The organism is Marinobacterium weihaiense (assembly GCF_019061305.1).
Taxonomy (GTDB): Bacteria; Pseudomonadota; Gammaproteobacteria; order Pseudomonadales; family Balneatricaceae; genus Marinobacterium; species Marinobacterium weihaiense.
Genome location: NZ_JAHQZT010000080.1, coordinates 1 through 522, shown reverse-complemented (window position 1 = coordinate 522; position 522 = coordinate 1). Strand labels below are relative to the sequence as shown.

Genomic DNA, 522 nt, shown 5'->3' with positions numbered 1-522 from the left:
AATGAATGGTTCGTAACGATTATCGCCGGTTGGCGCTTGTATCAAACAATACAAGACAATCTTTCAGATCCAATTTGTTAAAGAGCGTTTAAAGCATAAAGCTTTAAAAAATAAACTCGGTCATACCGCTTACATTGGGTATTCACCTGAGCGTATGTTTTAAAACTCGTTTGGTCATCATTCCAGACAAGGAATGGTGGAGCTATGCGGGATCGAACCGCAGACCTCCTGCGTGCAAAGCAGGCGCTCTCCCAGCTGAGCTATAGCCCCAACGAGATATTCCACACAGCCTGAGCTGAATGGAAAATTGGTAGGCCTGAGTGGATTTGAACCACCGACCTCACCCTTATCAGGGGTGCGCTCTAACCAACTGAGCTACAAGCCTACTGTGTTCAACCCGAGGGTTGAGACGCTCTCTCTAACTTCTGATCAGGTAATATGTGTGAACGCTTGCCAGAACTTCGCAATCGTTTAAGGAGGTGATCCAGCCCCAGGTTCCCCTAGGGCTACCTTGTTACGACT

2 tRNA genes are annotated in these 522 nt (G+C 47.3%); both read right to left on the bottom strand.

The features are described 5' to 3' along the window. Window positions 1-194: 194 nt before the first annotated feature. Window positions 195-270, bottom strand: a tRNA-Ala gene (locus tag KTN04_RS16675). 38 nt (window positions 271-308) lie between these two features. Beyond that, window positions 309-385, bottom strand: a tRNA-Ile gene (locus KTN04_RS16670). Window positions 386-522: the final 137 nt, after the last annotated feature.